The sequence below is a fragment of the Cedecea neteri NBRC 105707 = ATCC 33855 genome (assembly GCF_001571265.1).
Classification (GTDB): Bacteria; Pseudomonadota; Gammaproteobacteria; order Enterobacterales; family Enterobacteriaceae; genus Cedecea; species Cedecea neteri.
Map to the genome: position 1 here is coordinate 66,653 of NZ_BCTL01000022.1, position 17,264 is coordinate 83,916.

At 56.4% G+C, this 17,264-nt stretch carries 15 protein-coding genes and 1 pseudogene; 8 read left to right on the forward strand and 8 right to left on the reverse strand.

All coding sequences use genetic code 11. From position 1 onward, the window contains the following. Positions 1–23 precede the first annotated feature (23 nt). On the forward strand, positions 24–920 hold the full coding sequence (locus tag CNE01S_RS10540) for an SDR family NAD(P)-dependent oxidoreductase (protein WP_061275801.1): 897 nt from the start codon (positions 24–26) through the stop codon (positions 918–920). 61 nt (positions 921–981) lie between these two features. Next, a complete protein-coding gene (locus CNE01S_RS10545) occupies positions 982–1,242 on the forward strand; it encodes a hypothetical protein (RefSeq protein WP_061275803.1) in 261 nt (86 codons plus the stop codon). Between the two features lie 9 nt (positions 1,243–1,251). Here CNE01S_RS10545 and CNE01S_RS10550 read toward each other — a convergent pair whose 3' ends face one another. Further along, positions 1,252–1,770, reverse strand: a complete 519-nt coding sequence (locus tag CNE01S_RS10550; RefSeq protein ID WP_061275805.1) for a GNAT family N-acetyltransferase — start codon at positions 1,768–1,770, stop codon at positions 1,252–1,254. Between the two features lie 42 nt (positions 1,771–1,812). Next, positions 1,813–2,721, reverse strand: coding sequence for a LysR family transcriptional regulator (locus CNE01S_RS10555; protein ID WP_061275807.1), 909 nt, complete (start codon positions 2,719–2,721; stop codon positions 1,813–1,815). A gap of 110 nt (positions 2,722–2,831) precedes the next feature. On the opposite strand from CNE01S_RS10555, the gene CNE01S_RS10560 reads away from it, so the two are divergent. The 5 genes from CNE01S_RS10560 (at position 2,832) to CNE01S_RS10580 (ending at position 8,040) form a co-directional block, all read left to right on the forward strand. After that, a complete protein-coding gene (locus CNE01S_RS10560; protein ID WP_061275809.1) occupies positions 2,832–4,046 on the forward strand; it encodes an MFS transporter in 1,215 nt (404 codons plus the stop codon). Further along, positions 4,039–4,944 (forward strand): NAD(P)-dependent oxidoreductase, encoded by a 906-nt coding sequence (locus CNE01S_RS10565; protein WP_255212415.1) that lies wholly within the window; start codon positions 4,039–4,041, stop codon positions 4,942–4,944. The genes CNE01S_RS10560 and CNE01S_RS10565 overlap by 8 nt, the downstream gene beginning before the upstream one ends. Positions 4,945–5,118: 174 nt before the next feature. Continuing rightward, entirely contained in the window at positions 5,119–5,898 is a 780-nt protein-coding gene (locus tag CNE01S_RS10570; protein WP_061275812.1) for an alpha/beta fold hydrolase, read from the forward strand. 76 nt (positions 5,899–5,974) lie between these two features. Next, positions 5,975–6,652 (forward strand): heavy metal response regulator transcription factor, encoded by a 678-nt coding sequence (locus CNE01S_RS10575; protein WP_061275814.1) that lies wholly within the window; start codon positions 5,975–5,977, stop codon positions 6,650–6,652. After that, positions 6,649–8,040 (forward strand): heavy metal sensor histidine kinase, encoded by a 1,392-nt coding sequence (locus tag CNE01S_RS10580; RefSeq protein WP_061275816.1) that lies wholly within the window; start codon positions 6,649–6,651, stop codon positions 8,038–8,040. Before CNE01S_RS10575 ends, CNE01S_RS10580 begins: the two co-directional genes overlap by 4 nt. 66 nt (positions 8,041–8,106) lie before the next feature. On the opposite strand, the gene CNE01S_RS10585 is transcribed toward CNE01S_RS10580, so the two are convergent. From CNE01S_RS10585 to cscK, 5 genes and pseudogenes are all read right to left on the reverse strand, one after another. Then, positions 8,107–9,114, reverse strand: coding sequence for a LacI family DNA-binding transcriptional regulator (locus CNE01S_RS10585; RefSeq protein ID WP_245874434.1), 1,008 nt, complete (start codon positions 9,112–9,114; stop codon positions 8,107–8,109). A 29-nt stretch (positions 9,115–9,143) separates the two neighbouring features. After that, positions 9,144–10,553, reverse strand: a complete 1,410-nt coding sequence (locus CNE01S_RS10590; RefSeq protein ID WP_061275820.1) for a sucrose-6-phosphate hydrolase — start codon at positions 10,551–10,553, stop codon at positions 9,144–9,146. Next, positions 10,553–11,923 carry a sucrose-specific PTS transporter subunit IIBC gene (locus CNE01S_RS10595; RefSeq protein WP_038472295.1) on the reverse strand — a complete coding sequence of 457 codons (1,371 nt, stop codon included), beginning with the start codon at positions 11,921–11,923 and terminating at the stop codon, positions 10,553–10,555. The genes CNE01S_RS10590 and CNE01S_RS10595 overlap by 1 nt, the downstream gene beginning before the upstream one ends. Before the next feature lie 63 nt (positions 11,924–11,986). Next, positions 11,987–13,242: pseudogene (locus CNE01S_RS10600) on the reverse strand (carbohydrate porin). A gap of 154 nt (positions 13,243–13,396) precedes the next feature. Beyond that, positions 13,397–14,320: a fructokinase gene (gene cscK, locus CNE01S_RS10605; protein ID WP_061275822.1), complete on the reverse strand. Its 924-nt coding sequence runs from the start codon at positions 14,318–14,320 to the stop codon at positions 13,397–13,399. Positions 14,321–14,541: 221 nt separating this feature from the next. Between cscK and CNE01S_RS10610 the strand changes: the two genes are divergently transcribed. Then, positions 14,542–16,239 (forward strand): NAD-dependent malic enzyme, encoded by a 1,698-nt coding sequence (locus tag CNE01S_RS10610; RefSeq protein WP_039293569.1) that lies wholly within the window; start codon positions 14,542–14,544, stop codon positions 16,237–16,239. Positions 16,240–16,349: 110 nt separating this feature from the next. Here CNE01S_RS10610 and CNE01S_RS10615 read toward each other — a convergent pair whose 3' ends face one another. Further along, positions 16,350–17,249, reverse strand: coding sequence for a hypothetical protein (locus CNE01S_RS10615; protein ID WP_061275824.1), 900 nt, complete (start codon positions 17,247–17,249; stop codon positions 16,350–16,352). Positions 17,250–17,264: the final 15 nt, after the last annotated feature.

Genomic DNA, 17,264 nt, shown 5'->3' on the forward strand with positions numbered 1-17,264 from the left:
TTCGCGACGGACAGGAGAAAACCATGCAGCAAATTATTCTGATAACCGGCGCATCCAGCGGCTTTGGGGCGTTATCCGCTCGCGCCCTCGCCCAGGCCGGGCACACCGTTTACGCCAGTATGCGTGATATCGCGGGTCGCAACGCACCTCAGGTTGAGAGCCTGAAGGATTATGCGCGGCAGCACCGCGTCTTTCTTCGTGCTATCGAGCTGGACGTGCAGTCTGAGGCCTCAGCGGAGGCGGCAGTCGCGCAGATAGTCGCTGAGCAAGGCCGGCTGGACGTTGTGGTACACAATGCCGGGCATATGTCCTACGGCCCCGCCGAGGCGTTTTTGCCGGAACAGTTCAGCCAGCTGTTCGATATCAACGTGCTGGGGACTCAGCGGGTTAACCGGGCGGCACTGCCTTACCTGCGCCAGCAGAGAAAAGGCCTGCTGCTTTGGGTCGGCAGCAGCAGTACGCGAGGTGGCACTCCGCCATACCTGGCACCTTATTTTGCCGCCAAAGCCGCGATGGACGCCGTCGCCGTTAGCTATGCCGCCGAGCTTAGCCGCTGGGGAATTGAAAGCTCGATTCTGGTGCCGGGTGCTTTTACCAAAGGGACCAACCATTTCCTGCATTCCGGCAAGCCCGCGGACAGCGAGCGTGAGCTTGTGTATACCCAAACTGGCCCAACGGTCGGCCTGGAAGACGAAGCGCTGAAAGGCCTGGCGGCCTGCGAGCCGGAGGATGCCGACGTTGCCGACGTGGCCGCGGCGATGGTGGATATTGTGAATGCACCGTATGGCAAACGCCCGTTCCGAGTGCACGTTGATCCTTCTGACGACGGTGCTGAAGTGGTGAATGCCGTAGCTGACCGTATTCGCAAAGAGTTTATGCGGCGCATTGGGTTGGGCGACCTGCTTACTCCCCGCCAGTAAATCCCCTGCCTGCGGCCTGACTTTTTCAAGCTAAGCCGCAGGCCATTTCCAGGAATATTGTATGCGCACGTTATTATTTCTGCTGAGCGGCTTTTTGCTCGCCGGCGGCTGTTACCTGCTTATTCGGCTGTTTTCGGCGGACTATCCGCCAGCCCAGGCGATTATCACCCGAGGCTTTGCGGTGCTGTGGTGCTTGATTGCGGCGGTGAATATGCTGATCGGGGTTATTAAAGTGGGCTACGGCTGGGGCGAAGAGCTGACCATTTTTGTCGCGATCTTTGCCCTGCCGGTTTTGTCGCTCCTGTGGCTGGTCGAGCGTTAATCCTGGGGGTTACTCGTCAGACTCCTCGATAGCCTGCATCAATGCCAGAAAGGCCCGGCGGCTGTATGTTTCGCTGCTGCACAGCACTTCATACAGGTTGCCGTGAATTTGCTGTTGATGACCCGTTTCGTGGAAGCCGTTTCGCTGGTAAAACGCCTTCCGTTTTACTCGCTGCTGAATATTCTCCGCACGGCTATCCTGAGGCTCAATACAAAGCGTCAGAGGCCGGTTTTTTGCATCAGCCTTGAGCAGCCTCAGCGCCTCGCTGCCATAACCCAGTGAGCGATGCTGCGGGTCGATGGCCAGGAACGATAGAAAACGGATCTCTTCGTCCGGAATCAACACATAAAATCCCACCGCACGATCGCCGTCACACAGGCATTTCACTTCCATAATTTGCTGCTCGGCTAAGGGTAAAAAAACCTCAAGCGGGACTCTTTGGCCTTCCGGGAAGGCGTGCTGATTAATGCTCTCGACCGCATGAAAATGCTCAGTATCCGGGTGTAAATCCTCAATACTCAGTGTCATAAAAATCCTTCGTGTTTATCGCCAACGAGTTTACCTGAAAACTTAAGCCACCAGTCCGCTAACAAAGTCCAGAAATGCCCGGGTTTTCGCCGGTACGTGATGCCTGGACGGGTAATAGGCGTAGAGCGGAAAACGATGATCTGACCAGGACGGGAACAGCGGAACCAGACGTCCCGACGCCACGTACTCTTCACTGCCTAATTCGAATATTTGCACCACGCCGAGCCCGGCAAGACAGGTACTGAAAGCCGTTTCCGCATCGTTGACCGTTAACAGGCCACGGGGCTGGATCGTCAGCTTTTTCTTCCCCTGATGAAATTCCCAGGCGAAGGGTTTTCCCGTCAATGGCTCACGGAACAAAATGCAACGATGTGGCTCATTTTCAAGCTCCGGCGGTGTTGTCGGTTGCCCGAAGCGCTGCAAATATTCGGGTGACGCCATAGCAAATACGCGCGTATCGAACAGCTTTCTTGCTATCAGCGACGACGACCGAGGATGACCAAAGCGCAGCGCCAGGTCGAAACCGTCTGAGATAAGATCGCCCAGTTCATCCCGGCTGCGCAGCTCGATCTCAAGCGCCGGGTGTTTATCCATAAACGTGCCGAGCCGTGGGCCTAAAACCTGACTGGCAAACAGCGGATCAACGTTCACCCTCAGCTTCCCGCGTAGGGTATGCCCGTCCCCTGCCGCACCGCCGGTGACTTCGGCCAGTGCGCCAATCAGCGGCATAACCTGCTCGTAGAAATCCCGCCCCTCATCTGTCAGCCGCACTGAACGCGTGGTTCGGTCAAAAACGCGGATCCCAAGCCGTTTTTCCAGGCGAGCAATGGCCCGGCTGACGCCCGACTGCGACATATCGAGCATTTCGGCGGCTGCACCGAAGCTCAGGGTGTCCACCACTGCCGCCATCACGTCCACACCTTCCAGCAACTGCGAACTTAACACTCTCATTGGTGACTCCGAATCATAAGTCTTATGTCTTTCATGCTATCGCATTCTGCCGCTCGCGACGCCACAATTTGCTCGTCATCTCGACCTGTTCACATTTTCAGGATGGTTTTATGCATTCAAGCAGTACAAATATCGCTGCGCCGCATGGCGCGCATGTGTCCCGGGCCCGCAGCATCGCGGCGGTGCTGGCGCTCAGCCTCGGCTGTTTCACTTTTGTCAGTACCGAACTGATGCCGGTAGGCGTATTGCCGGGCATGGCCGCCGGCCTGAACGTTTCTCTCGGCGTGGCCGGTTATCTGGTCACTATTTTTGCATTTATGGTGGCGCTCACCGCCGCCCCACTCACCGGACTACTGGGGCACATTAACCGCAAAGCGCTGATGGCTGGCCTGTTGGCCGCCTGCTTTGCCGGGAACCTGATTACCTGGCTGGCAACGGATTATTTTGTGGTATTCCTCGGCCGTATTCTGGTGGCTGCGGCTATCGGCGTATTCTGGTCTACCGCCGTGGTCACCGCCGTGCATCTGGTCGCTTCACGCAATGCCGTGCGGGCAACGTCGGTTGTTTTTGGCGGTGTTTCTCTGGCAACAGTGCTGGGCGTGCCTGCGGGCACGATGCTGGGTGATTTTTACGGCTGGCGTTCGGTGTTCGCCGCGCTGTGTATCTTGTGTCTGGTGGTTTTCACGTTTATCGCCTGGTCAGTTCCAGCCGTGAGGATCGCCAAATCCGCGAAACGCGGGGCTATTTCGGCGGTGTTTAAAAGTGGCCCATTGCTGGCTATTTTCGGCATCACCGCGCTGGTGGTCACCGGTAACTTCCTGGCTTACACCTACATCACGCCGTTCCTTGAGCAAATGGCCGGTCAGAGCGGCGGGCAAATTAGCATGCTGTTGCTGGTTTATGGCGCAGCGGGCGTTATCACCAACTTCGCCGTCGGGCCATTTGCCGCCCGTGCGCCACGTACAAGTCTGGGGATTGTTGCCGTGTTATTCACCGCCAGCCTTGCCTGTCTTAATGCGGCAGCCGTCAGCCATACGGCAATCTTCATCACCATTGCGCTGTGGGGCGCGGCCTACGGCGCCCTGCCGGTGCTGCTGCAAACCCTGGTGTTCAAAGAAGCTTCACGCCTGGAAGGCGGGGCCGATGCCGCAACCTCGGTCAACGTGTCGGTGTTTAACGCGGCTATTGGGCTGGGCTCTTTGATAGGCGGCCTGCTGATCAACCTGACCGGGCCTCGCCCAATTCCCTATGTTGCCGCCGCTTTTGCGCTGGCCGGGCTGCTCGCCGTGATGGTAACCCGTGAAAACAAAGCCCGCGGTGGCTGATTCCCATTTTCAACATTTCAAAGGAGCCAATATGAGCAAAATTACCGTTCTTGGCCTGGGCGCAATGGGGTCCCGAATGGCAGCCCGTCTGCTGGCCGCTGGGCATTCTGTCACGGTATGGAACCGTACCTCACAGGCGTCACAAGCGTTAGCCGCCCTTGGTGCGACGCAAGCAGATTCGCCGGCAGCGGCCGTTGCCGATGCGGAGTTTGTTATCTCGATGGTGCGTGACGACGACGCCTCTCGCCGGATATGGCTGGATGAGCGAAGCGGAGCTCTATCTTGTATGCCCGCTAACTCGGTAGCCATTGAAAGTTCTACGCTGACGCCGGGCTGGGTTAAAACCCTTGGCGCGCAAATGCAGCTGCATGACATTGCTTTTTTGGAAGCCCCCGTTTCCGGTTCGCGCCTGCAGGTGGATTCAGGCCAGTTGGCCTATCTGTTAGGGGGAGACCCGTTTGTGGTTGAACGCTGCCTGCCGGTTTTAAAGTCGATGGGCTCGGCTTTCCATCACGTAGGTGAGCTGGGGGAAGGAACGGTAGCAAAGCTGGCCACCAATGCGTTAATGGCGGTGCAGGTGACCGGGCTGGCGGAGATTGTGGGCTTTCTGAAACGCAGCGGTACGGACGCCAACCGGGTACTTTCGGCAATGGCCGGTACTTCAGTGTGGCCCGCCGTCGCCGGTTATCTTTCAGGCAGCATGCTGAGCGAGAATTTTGCGCCTCAGTTCCCTGTAAATCTTATCGAGAAGGATTTGGACTACACGTTACAAGAAATGGGTTCGCCGCAGCTTGCCCCCACGATTGACGCCGCACGTAAAGCATTTTTACGCGCGATTGATGAGGGGCTGAGCGAAAGCAATATGACCAGCGTCGTTCGGCTTTACGACAAGATCTGAGACATCCGCTATAGAAAGCCAGGCCTTGTGCCTGGCTTTTGCTTTTTTACCCCGCACCAAAAGCCATGCCTATCCCACGTTTGTCATTTTTTTGTCATTTCCAGGTCAGCACTTTGTTGGCCCCCGCTCGCTAAATTAGCCGTGACCCCCTTTGTTGAATCCTGAGGATACACCATGAAATTACGCCATCTCTCTGCTATTGCCTCACTCGTGCTTGCCGCGCTGGGCAGCTCCGCCGCTCATGCCGACACCACGCCAGCCACCCAGGAAGTGAAAAACATCGTGCTGGTGCACGGCCTGTTTGCCGATGGCTCAAGCTGGGGCAAAGTTATTCCTTTGCTGCAGGCTAAAGGCCTGCACGTTACGGCGGTACAGAACCCAACCACCTCTCTGGATAACGATGTTGCCGCAGTGAAACGCGCGCTGGCGCAGCAAAACGGCCCAGTGATCCTCGTCGCACACTCTTACGGCGGCATGGTCATCAGCCAGGCTGGCGATGAGCCTGAGGTTAAAGGCCTGGTGTATATCGCCGCCCGCGCGCCAGAAGCGGGTGAAGACTACCCGGCGCTCACCAAAAAATACCCTGCGGCTCCGGCTTCTGCTGGCCTGAAGTGGAGCGATGACGGCTACGGCGCGCTGAGCGAGTCTGCGTTTGTGCATGATTTCGCCGGTGACCTGCCTGAGAAAGAAGCCGAAGCGTATTACGCGGTACAGCAGCCGATCGGCAAAGCCATCACCACGGCAAAAACCACGGTTGCCGCCTGGCACAACAAACCGACCTGGTACGCGGTGTCTACCGAAGACCGCACCATTAACCCGGATCTGGAGCGTTTCATGGCGAAGCGTATGCACGCTCAGACCATCGAGCTGAAGTCCAGCCATGTGTCGCTGATTTCCCAGCCTGAAGCGGTGGCTAACCTGATCATGAAAGCCGCACACGTGCCTGGATACTAAGGTTCGCGCATCTTATACTGACGAGACTGGGGCGGTCTCCACGCCCTTTTCTCTCCTTTTAACAGGATCCCGCCGCTTGAAAATCCTCATCATAGAAGACGAAGCCAAAACCGCCTCCTACCTTGTCAGCGGGCTAAACGAAGCGGGCTATACCGCGGACTGGGCGGCCAACGGCATCGACGGCCTACATCTGGCGCGGGAAGAGAGTTACGACCTGATTCTGCTGGACGTTATGCTGCCGGAAATGAATGGCTGGACGGTGATGGAGCGTTTACGTGCCCACAGCCAGACGCCGGTGCTGTTTCTTAGCGCACGCGGCACGCTGGAAGACCGTTTACGCGGGCTTGGGCTGGGCGCCGATGAGTACCTGGTGAAACCTTTCTCCTTTGCTGAACTGCTGGCAAGGATCCGCATTATTTTACGCCGTGGCCAGCCGCAGGCCGAAGCCGAGGAAGTGCTGTCGCTGGCGGATCTGGTGGTGGACGTCGCAAAGTTCCGTTGCGAGCGAGAAGGCAAACGCATCACCTTGACCAATAAAGAGTTCAAGCTGCTGGTGTGCTTTCTGCAGCACCCTGGGCAGGTTTTGTCGAGAACGTTTCTCGCCTCTCGAGTCTGGGATATGAACTTCGACAGCGACACCAACGTTGTGGACGTCGCGGTACGCAGGCTGCGGCAAAAAGTGGACGATCCCTTCCCGGTACGACTGATCCATACCGTGCACGGCGTGGGTTACCGCTGCGAGCAAGAGTCATGAAGCGTACTTCACTTACCTTCCGCCTGGCGGTGTTGCTGGCGGCGTTCTCCTTTGTAGCGTTTACCGTCATGGGCAGCGCGCTTTATTACGCCCTGCGCCAGCAGCTTTCTATCCGTGATGATGCCGCACTGGTTTCCCGCGTGGACCAGATAAGTACGCTGTTGCGGGATCTGGATGCGCGGCAGCTGATCCGCGAAAAGCCCCATTTGTTTGCCAATATGCTGGGCAATACGGAATCCCTGCTGGTGATTCGCTACGTGGGCGGCGCCACGCTGCTGGAGGTGAACCCCATGCAGCGCGCGATTCCCAGCGTTACGGCAGTGGCTGCCAACCAGCGGCTGACGCTTGAGGCCGTGCATCACGCCAATAACGCGGACGGCACGCCGATGGTGTACATGGCCGCCATTAGCCCTTCTGCCAACAATTTACCGCCACTGGAGATTATCTCTGCTCGCGTGCTGAGCGACAGAACCCATATCCTGGAAGAGTACCGCAACAAGATTATTCTCTTCGCCTCGATGATGGCGGCGATATCCGTTGTGCTGGCGGTGATCTTTGCCCGTCGTGGCATTTCGCCTTTGCGCAGGCTGGCCGACCGCACGGCAAAAATCGGCACCAAAACGCTCTCTTCACGGCTTGATAAACAGGATGTTCCGACCGAACTTGATACGCTGATCGACCAGATTAATGCCATGCTCGAACGCCTGGAGCGGGGTTTCCAGCAGTTAAAACAGGTCAGCGCCGATATGGCCCACGACCTGCGCACGCCGATAACCACGCTGCTCGGCCAGACGGAAGTCGGCCTGGGCGCCGCGAGGGACAACGCTTATTACCAGCGGCTGCTGGGCTCTAACTTTGAAGAACTGCAGCGCATGTCGCGGATGATCGACAATATGCTGTTTCTGGCCCAGGCGGAGCAGCCAGACCAGGAGATCCAGCGGCACGATATCGATGTTGCTGAAGAGATAAACCGCATCGGCGAGTATTTTGAAGATCTGGCGGCTGACCGGGAAATCATGATTCAGACTCGCGCCAACGGTACGGTATACGCGGATGCTCTGCTGCTGCGCCGCGCGCTGGCGAATTTGCTTTCTAACGCGGTGCGCTATGCCGAACCCGGCAGTGAGATTGAGATTGCTGCCAGCCCTGAAGAAGGCGGTATGTCCATCATCGTGATGAATCGCGGGGAAACTATTTCCCCGGCACACCAGGAAAGGCTTTTCGACCGGTTCTACCGGGCGGACCCTTCCCGCAACGACTCGGCGCATTCCAGCGGGCTTGGGTTATCCATCGTTAACTCCATCATGCAGCTGCACCAGGGCCGCTGCACGGTTGAAAGTCAGGCCGGCGTCACCCGGTTTGGCTTATGGTTCCCTGAGCGGCGCTAGCCAGAGGCATCAGGTATTTTTATCAGCCGCCAACAGGCCGAACATTTCCGTTGGCAGGCTTTTCCATTATGAATGCCGACGCACTATTTTGGCCGGAAGATAGCGCTGCAAAGGCTCCGGCGACTGCCCGTCAATCAGCTTGCTAATCAGCTCATAGCAATGAAAAGCCAGCTGGCGGTTATCCTGCTGGATGGTGTCGATTCTCACCGACAGAGAGTCGTAGAGATAGTGATCGTCAAAGCTTGCCAGATGGATATCGCTTTCCAGCAGGTTGTGCTGGCTCATGTAGCGCAGCACGCCTTCAAGCAGACCGCAGGCGGCGGTGAACAGCGCCTTCGGTGGGCGGCCAAGCTGTGCGCAAAGCGCGGCAAATGACTCATAGCCGGCACTCGGATGGTAGCTGCCGTGAATAATCCACTCCGGGCGCAGCGTAACGCCTGCGCGGGAAAGCCCCTGAGTGAACCCCTCCAGACGATCCCGCGTTGGAGATAACCTTGACTGCCCGCCCAGAAAGTAAAATTCATCCGCATGTTGGCGAGCAATAGGCTCAATCAGCTCGGCTGTAGGTTGCACAGAATCGGTGATAACCAGAGGCAGAGTGGTGTCGTTCATATGCCTGTCGAACAGAACCACTGGCAGCTGTTCGCTCAGCTTGTGGTAATCCACCGCACTGAGCATGCTCGAAGCGACAATCAGGCCGTCTACCTGGCGCGCAATCATATTGCTGACCACCATGTTTTCCTGGCCAGGATTTTCATCCGTGCAGGAGATAAGCAGCTGAACGCCCGCTTCACGGCAGAGCATTTCCAGCTCGTGGGAGAAAACGGCGAAGCCGTAGTTGGTTATCTCCGGCACCACAAGACCAATGGTGTGGCTGCGATCGTCCCGCAGCGAGCGCGCGTGAATGCTCGGCTGATAGTGCTGCTGTTGCGCAATCGTCATGATGCGCTCGCGGGTTGCCTGCGCCACCCTCAGCTCTTTGCCTCGTCCATTGAGTACCAGGCTGGCGGTCGCCTTTGAAACGCCCGCCAGTTCGGCAATATCTTTAATCGTGACGCGTTTGGTTTTTTTCACAGCGCAACCGTGGCAGTTAGTCCAAACCCTCATTCTATCATGCAGGAACGCAGCGACCAGTAGCGTAACGTGACCGCCGACTCACCGTTGAACGTCAGACGCTCTGAAGGCTGTGGAAAATAGCGGCTGCTCATCACGCCTTCCCCGTGATTGATAAAAATCTCTACGCTCGAGCTGTCGCAGAGGATCTGCAGGGAAGAAACTTTGCCGTGCCAGTAGCGAAAATGCGGTTCGCCGGACGCAAGGCCTGGACGCTGAAGAGTAATGCCCTGCCCGGTAACGTCCAGCGTCAGGCCGCCGCCAAAATGGATGCTCAGCTCGCCGCTCAGGTCTATCTGTAGCTCAAGGCGTTTTGCCTCCAGCGCCGGTGCCTGGCTGGCTTCGCCCTGCCAGCGCTGCTCCGCTTCGCGAAGCTGAGCCAGTTCTGCAATCGGCTGCTGATAAAGCTTGCCGTTTTTAAGCGTCAGCTCCCTCAGGCAGGTCATCTGATGGATCCAGCCTTGCTCACGCGTTGGCTGCAGCATCTCTTCCCCATCCGGCACGCCCATCCAGCCAGCCAGCAAACGTCGCCCGTCCGGGGCCAGCGCCGTTTGCGGGGCGTAAAATTCAAAGCCTGCGTCCAGCTCGCGCAGTTCGCCGTGGTTGAATTTTGCCGAAGCGTAATCAAAGTCGCCGACCAGATATGCCGCCGGGTAAACGTTAAGAAAACGCTCAGCCTGGCGGGCAATTCCCTGTGGGCAGCACAGCAGGAGGTGTTTACCGTCCAACGGGAAAAGATCGGGGCATTCCCACATATAACCTGCATCCGCAAGCCCGTTGACGCCGTGGCCGGCGATTTCCCCTCTGTTTTCCCAGTCATGCAGGTTGGCAGAGGAAAACAGCAAAACCTTGCCCTGTTTTTGCAGATCCTGAGCGCCCAGCACCATGAACCAGACGCCTTCGTGCTGCCAAACCTTCGGGTCACGCACGTGGCCGCTGTAACCCGCGGGCAGCGGCAATACCGGGCCCACTTTGTCAAAACCGCCGTCGCTGTTTTCTACGGCGAGGCACTGCCAGGCCGTGCGGCTGCCGTCGTCAAACTTAACGTTGCCGGTGTAGCACAGCGTCAGCCTGCCTGCGTTATCTACGGCGCTGCCTGAGTAGCAGCCGTTGCGGTCGTACTCCTCGTCCGGCATCAGCGCCAGCGGCTCGTGCCGCCACTGCACTAAATCTGCCGAACTCCAGTGGCCCCAGCACTTGTACTTGTGGTCGGCCGCCAGCGGGTTCCACTGATAAAACAGGTGCCAACGCCCGGCAAACCAGGTGAATCCGTTGGGATCGTTCATTAACCCTGTCACCGGGGCGTGGTGCCACTGCGGGTAGTGGTTATCCTGCAGGGCCTTTGGCTGGCCTTTCATTACCGCCTGTAAAATGGCGGGCAGGCGGGAAGCTAACGTCATTATTCAGACTCCGCTTTGTATTTCAGCAGCAGCGAGAGAGCAAACGCCACGCCAAAGGCGATAACCATGCCGATAATGTAGTTCACCAGTGAGCTGGCCTGCACGATGGCCATGCCCGGCAGCGCGGTTAAGCCCACCGCCGTCATGTAGACATGGACGGACACCACCCAGGCCCCGCCCGCTGCACCACCGATAAGCGCCGCAATAAAGGGTTTAACAAACCGAAGGTTGATCCCGAAGATGGCCGCCTCGGTAATGCCTAACATGGCCGAAAACGCCGAGGGCAGCGTGATAGCCTTGATTTTCGCGTCCCGAGTTTTAAACCACACCGCCAGGCAGGCCCCGCCCTGTGCGACATTCGCCATCGCCCAAATTGGCAGCAGGAAGTTGACGCCGATAGCCGGGTTGCCCAGCAGCCCGGCCTCAATGGCGTGGAAGCTGTGGTGGATACCCGTTATCACAATCACCGAATACAGCCCGCCAAAGAGCAAACCGGCGAGCCAGCCCGCATGTGCAATGAGCGTGCTGAGTACCAGCGAGATGCCGTCACCCAGCGCCCGCCCGGCCGGGCCGATGATCAGCAGCGCAATAAAACCGGAAATAATGACGGTGAGGAATGGGGTCAGGATCAGGTCTAACGCATCGGGAATAACGCGGCGGAGCTGTTTTTCAACAATGCTCATAAACCACACCGCCAGCAGCACCGGGAAGACCGTGCCCTGGTAGCCAATCATCGCCACTTCCAGCCCGAAGAAGTTCATGGTGTGAAACCCGGCTGCCACGCCCCAGGCGTTGGTTAACGCCGGATGCGTTAAAATCCCGCCCAGCGTCGCGCCCAGATATGGGTTGCCGCCGAACTCGCGGGCGGCCGTAAAGCCAATCAGAATAGGCAGGATGATAAACGCGGCGGAGCTGCACATATCCAGCATGATATAGAGCGCGTTGTCCGGGCTAACCCAGCCGTAGGTTTTCACCATCCCCAGTAGCCCCATCAGCAAACCTGAAGCCACAATGGCCGGGATGATGGGAACAAAAATGTTCGACAGCAAACGCGCTATGCGCTGGAACGGGTTCAGCTTTTTCGCCGCCAGATTAGCCGCCTCAGACTTGCTGGACTCCGCGATCCCTGCGGCCTGAATAAATGCGGCATACACCTTGTTGACCACGCCGGTGCCGAAGATGACCTGCATCTGCCCCGCGTTGCGAAAACATCCCTTCACCCCGTCAATTTTGCCGATCGCCTGTTGGTCTGCGAGCGCATCGTCAACCAGCACCAGACGCAGTCGGGTGGCGCAGTGTGCCGCACTGGCAATGTTTTCTTTGCCGCCCAGCAGCGGAATCAGCTCGCGGGCAATGTGATTGAAATCCATAGACACCTCTAAACGCTTTCTTGTTATATCGTGGCACTCCCGCCGCAGCGGGAGGCCAGTTCGTTAAAACCAGGTTTCCATCTGAACGCCAAAGTTCCATTCTCCGCCGGCGTTAAAACCGCTGCTGCCGAAGGCGTCATTGCTGGCGTATTTGTCCAGCTTGCTGCTCCAGTCCATCCAGGTGGCAAACAGGCGCAGTTCCGGGCGGCTGAAGAAGTCCCCGATGCTGCCTGCCTTCAGCGTTGGCGCGAAGGTAAGCTTGTAGAAGCTGCCGTTGACCGCATTACGGTCTTTGTAACCTTCGGGTTTAAGATCCATGTACTGATAGCTGCCTTCGAAGGCCAGAGCAAAGTTTTGCGTCACCTCTTTAATAAGCCGCGCGTTGACTGTCGCCCACTGATAGCTGTCGCCCTTCACGTAGCGATCTTTACTGCTTTGGGCCAGCAATGCCGGGGCGATATGCCAGCCGCCGCCAATGGGCGTCACGCCAAAGCTCGCAAAGCGCCAGGTATTTGCCTCCGACAGCAGCGCGCCGTCTGAGCCAATGCCCTTCACTTCTGCCCCGAGGCCGTGACCGTAAAGTTACTGCGCAGGCCGTCATTCCATTTCACGTCATACACGCCGCCGCCGGTACCCGCGAGGAATACCACGTCCGAGTCGAGCCAGTGAATGTCGAAGTTATCCCGGTCAAAGCGCTTACCTGCCCACCAGGTACTGCCCTTAAGCGGGCCATCGAAACCGGGCAGATTGCCCAGCTCGGCAAAAGCCTGGCGAATATTCAGGTCGCTCGAGTCCGCCGACCAGTCGTTATAGGTTTTTTGTCCGTCAGCCAGCATGGCCTTAAAGCGCGTGGTTGTGCCGTTGTCTAGCGTCTGGCGATGCTCCAGGTTCAGCTCAACGTAGGTATCCGCTTCGTTCCCCAGGCGCCCTACCGCACCACCGGTTTCCCCCGCCGGAGTTAAATAAGGCCCGCTTTTGCTGCTGGAGGCAGAGTCGTTCATTAACAAGCCTGAACGCGCGTACCCGTGGAACTCAAAGCCATTTTGTTTATCCGCCTTAGATTCCAGCCTGGCGGTGCGTGCAGCAACTTCTTTGGTCGTCGCCTGGGTTTGTTGCTGCTGAGAAGCGAGCTGTTGAGCTTTATTTTCAGCGACGGTGGCGCGTTTCTCAGCCGCCTGCGCGCGACTTTCCGCAGCCTGTAATCGCTGTTCCATCGCCGCAAGGCGTGATTCGATGCTGCTTAAATCCGTAGCGGCCTGTGCGGAGGCCGTGCCGACCAGCAGCGCTATCATCACCGCCAGTTTGCTTTTCTGATACATGTTCGTCGTGTCCCTGAGAGGCTAATGTCATTTATTTTGCTAAACCGGTTTAGTCAAAAAAGGGTAACCAGGCGTGAATGCTTAAAGCAACGAATTTGGCTAAACCGATTTAGTAAATGTGACAGGCACGACAATCAGACTATATTTTACCCGGCTACAGCGACCGCTCGACCTCTTCGCGGCGCGGTAAGGCGGTCATCGCGCCTTTCGCCGTCGTCGCCAGCGCGCCGCAAAGCTGCGCCTGAGCGACAATCTCGGCCAACTGCCCTTCACTTTCGGGTAATCCCTGGACGGCCAGGCCGCTGAGCAGCCCGGCGACAAACGCATCACCCGCGCCGGTGGTGTCCACGCAAACTACGGGCCTGGCGTCAAAGTGATAAATGTTCCCCCGGGAGTAGACCAGCACGCCGTCCTTGCCCTGCGTCACCAGCAGCAGGCTCATCGAATAGCGCCCGGCCAGCTCCTTGATACCCTCATGAAGGTCAGCTTTGCCGCTGATAAAAATTAGCTCTTCGACGGAAAGTTTCACGACATCCGCCAGCAGCAAGGCTCGTATCAGGCAGGCCTGAAGCTCGGCGGCGTTGTGCCACAGATCGGTGCGAATATTGGGGTCAAAGCTCACCTGGCCGCCGGCTTTTTTCATCTGCTCCATCGCTGAAAACGTGGTGCTTCGACTGGGCTCTGCGCTAAGGGCTATCGAGCAGACGTGCAGCCACTGGTGGTGCCTGAAGGGTGGGATATCGCCCGATTCAAGGAACAAATCCGCGCCTGGGCGTACCATAAAGGTGAACGTTCGCTCGCCGTGTTCGTCAAGATCGACCACCACGGTTGAGGTTCTCTGGTCTGCATCCAGACGCATAAAATCGATGTTTACGTTTTCGTCTTTAAGGGTTTGCCGCATAAAGCGACCAAAGGGATCGTCTCCTACGCGGCCGATGAATCCGCTGCTGCCGCCAAGACGGGCAATCCCGACGGCGACGTTGGCCGGTGCCCCGCCGGGGCATTGCAGCAACCGGCCATTACCGTCCGGAAGCAGATCGACGACGGCATCGCCCAGAACCCAAACTTGTACGTTCATGGTGTCTCCATTATTAAGCTAAATATTGCTAAACTGGTTTAGCTATTTAAACACAATCACGGAACGCGCTGAAACAAAATTCCTGCTGATTTGAGGACTTGTGTAACCAAAGTTCTTGGCCTGGAGGTGTCGGATGCAAAATCGCTGTGCCATAATATCGCGCGAAAACTTACCGAATGAGCCTTATTGGCAAGACGTTACGTCGAAAAAAGAGTATGCACATGGACATCAAACCAAAAAAACATCGCTCGCTTTACATCCCTTACGCCGGACCCGTTTTACTTGAATTCCCCCTGTTAAATAAAGGCAGCGCTTTCAGCATCGAAGAGCGCCGCAACTTCAACCTGCTTGGCCTGCTGCCGGAAGTGGTTGAAACCATCGAAGAACAGGCGGAACGCGCCTGGATTCAGTATCAGGGCTTCAAAACCGAAATCGATAAGCACATCTACCTGCGCAACATCCAGGACACCAACGAAACGCTGTTCTACCGCCTGGTTGAAAATCATCTGGAAGAGATGATGCCGGTGATCTACACCCCAACCGTGGGTGCCGCCTGCGAACGTTTCTCAGAAATCTACCGCCGCTCTCGTGGCGTGTTCATCAACTATGAAAATCGTCACCACATGGACGATATTCTGCAGAACGTGCCGAACCACAACATCAAAGTCATCGTGGTAACGGACGGCGAACGTATTCTCGGCCTGGGCGACCAGGGCATCGGCGGGATGGGCATTCCTATCGGTAAGCTGTCGCTGTACACCGCCTGTGGCGGCATCAGCCCGGCTTACACCCTGCCGGTGGTGCTGGACGTCGGCACCAACAATCAGCAACTGCTGAACGACCCGCTGTATATGGGCTCTCGCCACCCGCGCATTACCGGCGACGACTACTACGAGTTTGTGGACGAATTTATTCAGGCCGTGCGCCACCGCTGGCCGGACGTGCTGCTGCAGTTCGAAGACTTCGCGCAGAAAAACGCCATGCCGCTGCTGACCCGTTACCGCGACGAGATTTGCTCGTTTAACGATGACATTCAGGGCACCGCCGCCGTGACCGTCGGGACGCTGATCGCTGCCAGCCGCGCGGCAGGCAGCCAGCTCAACCAGCAGAAAATCGTCTTCCTGGGCGCAGGCTCTGCCGGCTGCGGCATCGCAGAGCAGATCATTGCCCAGATGCAGCGCGAAGGGCTGAGCGAAGAAGCCGCCCGTGGCAACGTGTTCATGGTTGACCGTTTTGGCCTGCTCACCGACAACATGCCTAACCTGCTCTCCTTCCAGACCAAACTGGTGCAGAGCCGTGAAAGCCTTGCTGAGTGGGACCTGGAAAACGAAGCGATTTCCCTGCTGGACGTGGTGCGCAATGCCAAGCCAAACATTCTGATCGGCGTTTCTGGCCAGACCGGCCTGTTCACCGAAGAGATCATCCGCGAAATGCACAAGCACTGCGCTCGTCCAATCGTGATGCCGCTGTCTAATCCGACTTCCCGCGTGGAAGCAACGCCGCAGGACATCATCACCTGGACCGATGGCGCTGCGCTGGTAGCCACCGGTAGCCCGTTTGCTCCGGTGACCTGGAAAGACAAAACGTACCCTATCGCCCAGTGCAACAACGCCTATATCTTCCCTGGCATTGGCCTCGGGGTGATTGCCTCCGGCGCGTCTCGAATCACGGACGAAATGCTGATGGCGGCGAGCGAGTCGCTGGCGCAGCACTCCCCACTGCTGAACGACGGGGAAGGCATGGTTCTGCCAGAGTTGAAGGATATTCAGAAAGTGTCCCGCGCTATCGCCTTTGCCGTGGCGAAGATTGCCCAGCAGCAAGGCGTGGCGGTGGTGACCTCCGCTGAAGCCCTGAAGCAGGCTATCGACGACAATTTCTGGCTGCCGGAATACCGCGACTATCGCCGGACTTCCATCTAACAAAGCCGTTGTGGCACATGTTCAAACCCGCCTTTCGGCGGGTTTTTTATTGGGTAAGGAACGAGATTAATGAGTCGGAGTAAAAATAAGTTTGAGATAACATGTGAGTGTTATTTTTTCCGAGCGAAACGGTAGTATCCTCCATGTTTAATTCCTACTAACCTCGGAACCCTGATCTCAATTCTAAAAAGATAACGCAGCAGTTCGTTTTTTTCTTTTTCTGTTCTGCAGCCAAGTAACACCAGCCTGTCTCTTTCAGGCAACAGCCTTGTTGCAGATATGATTGACAATGCCAGTGCGGGAAGCGACTTTCTGCCATAAAAACAAATTGATTTTCTGGTATACTTCCGGCTATTTAAAATTGCTTTTGCCTCCTCACTAATATCTGATATTTTGCACTGAGGTATATCCATCAATGCTTGATCAAAAAGATATAAAGATGAAAAATCAAAGGAAGGATCTGTGTAAGCAACTTTATAATAAGTATTGCCGAATCGGCTTCCACCTGCGCCGGGGATTGTTTTTTGCGGTCTGGCACCTATTTCTAAAGAGAAAAAGACATTATCATCATTTGCAAGTCCAGCAATGTCTACATACGCGGTATTATAAGTGTTAAACTTTATATCTTGCTCAATTAACTTCCTTCTGGAAAATAACACCATATCTTTTTTGGTTGCTATGGCAGGGTTATTTGTGGCATGACAAACATAAAAATGCGAATTGATAAATGTTTTAAAGAACTGTAACTCATGGTCATCAAGTTTATCAAGAGCCCTCAATAGTGCCCTGTAGTTGCTGTTACCTAAATCTCTAAAATCATTAACATCTTCACCGAATTTAAGACCTGGAATTAAAAGTGATAGCCCTTCAAGCAGTGACGTTCGGGTGATGAAATTATCGTACCAATAAGCGCCTTCCTTAACCATCAGGTTATTTATTCGCTCGGCCCGTCTTTTTCTAAAACGCTCAACAACTAACTTTCCCAGACTACGCTCTCGTGACGTAAACATATTAGCTCCTTCTAA

Excerpts from the sequence above, each read along its gene's own strand:
- CNE01S_RS10555 (WP_061275807.1), bottom strand. The coding sequence starts at position 2,721 with ATGAGAGTGTTAAGTTCGCAGTTGCTGGAAGGTGTGGACGTGATGGCG.
- CNE01S_RS10550 (WP_061275805.1), bottom strand. The coding sequence starts at position 1,770 with ATGACACTGAGTATTGAGGATTTACACCCGGATACTGAGCATTTTCAT.
- CNE01S_RS10570 (WP_061275812.1), top strand. The coding sequence starts at position 5,119 with ATGAAATTACGCCATCTCTCTGCTATTGCCTCACTCGTGCTTGCCGCG.
- CNE01S_RS10615 (WP_061275824.1), bottom strand. The coding sequence starts at position 17,249 with ATGTTTACGTCACGAGAGCGTAGTCTGGGAAAGTTAGTTGTTGAGCGT.
- CNE01S_RS10610 (WP_039293569.1), top strand. The coding sequence starts at position 14,542 with ATGGACATCAAACCAAAAAAACATCGCTCGCTTTACATCCCTTACGCC.
- CNE01S_RS10545 (WP_061275803.1), top strand. The coding sequence starts at position 982 with ATGCGCACGTTATTATTTCTGCTGAGCGGCTTTTTGCTCGCCGGCGGC.
- CNE01S_RS10560 (WP_061275809.1), top strand. The coding sequence starts at position 2,832 with ATGCATTCAAGCAGTACAAATATCGCTGCGCCGCATGGCGCGCATGTG.
- CNE01S_RS10540 (WP_061275801.1), top strand. The coding sequence starts at position 24 with ATGCAGCAAATTATTCTGATAACCGGCGCATCCAGCGGCTTTGGGGCG.
- CNE01S_RS10580 (WP_061275816.1), top strand. The coding sequence starts at position 6,649 with ATGAAGCGTACTTCACTTACCTTCCGCCTGGCGGTGTTGCTGGCGGCG.
- cscK (WP_061275822.1), bottom strand. The coding sequence starts at position 14,320 with ATGAACGTACAAGTTTGGGTTCTGGGCGATGCCGTCGTCGATCTGCTT.
- CNE01S_RS10590 (WP_061275820.1), bottom strand. The coding sequence starts at position 10,553 with ATGACGTTAGCTTCCCGCCTGCCCGCCATTTTACAGGCGGTAATGAAA.
- CNE01S_RS10595 (WP_038472295.1), bottom strand. The coding sequence starts at position 11,923 with ATGGATTTCAATCACATTGCCCGCGAGCTGATTCCGCTGCTGGGCGGC.